The sequence below is a fragment of the Escherichia sp. HH41S genome (assembly GCF_009820115.1).
Classification (GTDB): domain Bacteria; phylum Pseudomonadota; class Gammaproteobacteria; order Enterobacterales; family Enterobacteriaceae; genus Escherichia; species Escherichia coli_F.
In genome coordinates this window covers 1-2,781 of record NZ_VNXE01000070.1, presented here as the reverse complement: position 1 = coordinate 2,781, position 2,781 = coordinate 1, and the positions used below count along the sequence as shown (strand labels likewise).

4 protein-coding genes are annotated in these 2,781 nt (G+C 57.9%); all 4 read left to right on the top strand.

The genetic code is table 11. The features are described 5' to 3' along the window. Positions 1–1,341: phage tail tape measure protein (locus FQZ95_RS14745; protein WP_160530366.1), on the top strand; the 1,341-nt coding region annotated here is incomplete at its 5' end. Then, positions 1,338–1,667 carry a phage tail protein gene (locus tag FQZ95_RS14740; RefSeq protein ID WP_000847379.1) on the top strand — a complete coding sequence of 110 codons (330 nt, stop codon included), beginning with the start codon at positions 1,338–1,340 and terminating at the stop codon, positions 1,665–1,667. The genes FQZ95_RS14745 and FQZ95_RS14740, both read left to right, overlap by 4 nt. Then, positions 1,667–2,365 carry a phage minor tail protein L gene (locus tag FQZ95_RS14735; protein ID WP_001152639.1) on the top strand — a complete coding sequence of 233 codons (699 nt, stop codon included), beginning with the start codon at positions 1,667–1,669 and terminating at the stop codon, positions 2,363–2,365. Before FQZ95_RS14740 ends, FQZ95_RS14735 begins: the two co-directional genes overlap by 1 nt. A 5-nt stretch (positions 2,366–2,370) precedes the next feature. Then, the coding region (locus FQZ95_RS14730; RefSeq protein ID WP_072276257.1) for a C40 family peptidase at positions 2,371–2,781 on the top strand (411 nt) is incomplete at its 3' end.

The window sequence follows — 2,781 nt, the reverse complement described above, 5'->3', positions numbered from 1 at the left end:
CTGCAGACGCCGCTGGAGAAATATACCGCCCGTCAGGAAGAACTGAACAAGGCACTGAAAGACGGGAAAATCCTGCAGGCGGATTACAACACGCTGATGGCGGCGGCGAAAAAGGATTATGAAGCGACGCTGAAAAAGCCGAAACAGTCCGGCGTGAAGGTGTCTGCGGGCGATCGTCAGGAAGACAGTGCTCATGCTGCCCTGCTGACGCTTCAGGCAGAACTCCGGACGCTGGAGAAGCATGCCGGAGCAAATGAGAAAATCAGCCAGCAGCGCCGGGATTTGTGGAAGGCGGAGAGTCAGTTCGCGGTACTGGAGGAGGCGGCGCAACGTCGCCAGCTGTCTGCACAGGAGAAATCCCTGCTGGCGCATAAAGATGAGACGCTGGAGTACAAACGCCAGCTGGCTGCACTTGGCGACAAGGTTACGTATCAGGAGCGCCTGAACGCGCTGGCGCAGCAGGCGGATAAATTCGCACAGCAGCAACGGGCAAAATGGGCCGCCATTGATGCGAAAAGCCGGGGGCTGACTGACCGGCAGGCAGAACGGGAAGCCACGGAACAGCGCCTGAAGGAACAGTATGGCGATAATCCGCTGGCGCTGAATAACGTCATGTCAGAGCAGAAAAAGACCTGGGCGGCTGAAGACCAGCTTCGCGGGAACTGGATGGCAGGCCTGAAGTCCGGCTGGAGTGAGTGGGAAGAGAGCGCCACGGACAGTATGTCGCAGGTAAAAAGTGCAGCCACGCAGACCTTTGATGGTATTGCACAGAATATGGCGGCGATGCTGACCGGCAGTGAGCAGAACTGGCGCAGCTTCACCCGTTCCGTGCTGTCCATGATGACAGAAATTCTGCTTAAGCAGGCAATGGTGGGGATTGTCGGGAGTATCGGCAGCGCCATTGGCGGGGCTGTTGGTGGCGGCGCATCCGCGTCAGGCGGTACAGCCATTCAGGCCGCTGCGGCGAAATTCCATTTTGCAACCGGAGGATTTACGGGAACCGGCGGCAAATATGAGCCAGCGGGGATTGTTCACCGTGGTGAATTTGTCTTCACGAAGGAGGCAACCAGCCGGATTGGCGTGGGGAATCTTTACCGGCTGATGCGCGGCTATGCCACCGGCGGTTATGTCGGTACACCGGGCAGCATGGCAGACAGCCGGTCGCAGGCGTCCGGGACGTTTGAGCAGAATAACCATGTGGTGATTAACAACGACGGCACGAACGGGCAGATAGGTCCGGCTGCTCTGAAGGCGGTGTATGACATGGCCCGCAAGGGTGCCCGTGATGAAATTCAGACACAGATGCGTGATGGTGGCCTGTTCTCCGGAGGTGGACGATGAAGACCTTCCGCTGGAAAGTGAAACCCGGTATGGATGTGGCTTCGGTCCCTTCTGTAAGAAAGGTGCGCTTTGGTGATGGCTATTCTCAGCGAGCGCCTGCCGGGCTGAATGCCAACCTGAAAACGTACAGCGTGACGCTTTCTGTCCCCCGTGAGGAGGCCACGGTACTGGAGTCGTTTCTGGAAGAGCACGGGGGCTGGAAATCCTTTCTGTGGACGCCGCCTTATGAGTGGCGGCAGATAAAGGTGACCTGCGCAAAATGGTCGTCGCGGGTCAGTATGCTGCGTGTTGAGTTCAGCGCAGAGTTTGAACAGGTGGTGAACTGATGCAGGATATCCGGCAGGAAACACTGAATGAATGCACCCGTGCGGAGCAGTCGGCCAGCGTGGTGCTCTGGGAAATCGACCTGACAGAGGTCGGTGGAGAACGTTATTTTTTCTGTAATGAGCAGAACGAAAAAGGTGAGCCGGTCACCTGGCAGGGGCGACAGTATCAGCCGTATCCCATTCAGGGGAGCGGTTTTGAACTGAATGGCAAAGGCACCAGTACGCGCCCCACGCTGACGGTTTCTAACCTGTACGGTATGGTCACCGGGATGGCGGAAGATATGCAGAGTCTGGTCGGCGGAACGGTGGTCCGGCGTAAGGTTTACGCCCGTTTTCTGGATGCGGTGAACTTCGTCAACGGAAACAGTTATGCCGATCCGGAGCAGGAGGTGATCAGCCGCTGGCGCATTGAGCAGTGCAGCGAACTGAGCGCGGTGAGTGCCTCCTTTGTACTGTCCACGCCGACGGAAACGGATGGCGCTGTTTTTCCGGGACGTATCATGCTGGCCAACACCTGCACCTGGACCTATCGCGGTGACGAGTGCGGTTATAGCGGTCCGGCTGTCGCGGATGAATATGACCAGCCAACGTCCGATATCACGAAGGATAAATGCAGCAAATGCCTGAGCGGTTGTAAGTTCCGCAATAACGTCGGCAACTTTGGCGGCTTCCTTTCCATTAACAAACTTTCGCAGTAAATCCCATGACACAGACAGAATCAGCGATTCTGGCGCACGCCCGGCGATGTGCGCCAGCGGAGTCGTGCGGCTTCGTGGTAAGCACGCCGGAGGGGGAAAGATATTTTCCCTGCGTGAATATCTCCGGTGAGCCGGAGGCGTATTTCCGTATGTCGCCGGAAGACTGGCTGCAGGCAGAAATGCAGGGTGAGATTGTGGCGCTGGTCCACAGCCACCCCGGTGGTCTGCCCTGGCTGAGTGAGGCCGACCGGCGGCTGCAGGTGCAGAGTGATTTGCCGTGGTGGCTGGTCTGCCGGGGGACGATTCATAAGTTCCGCTGTGTGCCGCATCTCACCGGGCGGCGCTTTGAGCACGGTGTGACGGACTGTTACACACTGTTCCGGGATGCTTATCATCTGGCGGGGATTGAGATGCCG

Coding starts and splice junctions, on each gene's coding strand:
- FQZ95_RS14740 (WP_000847379.1), top strand. CDS start 1,338: ATGAAGACCTTCCGCTGGAAAGTGAAACCCGGTATGGATGTGGCTTCG.
- FQZ95_RS14735 (WP_001152639.1), top strand. CDS start 1,667: ATGCAGGATATCCGGCAGGAAACACTGAATGAATGCACCCGTGCGGAG.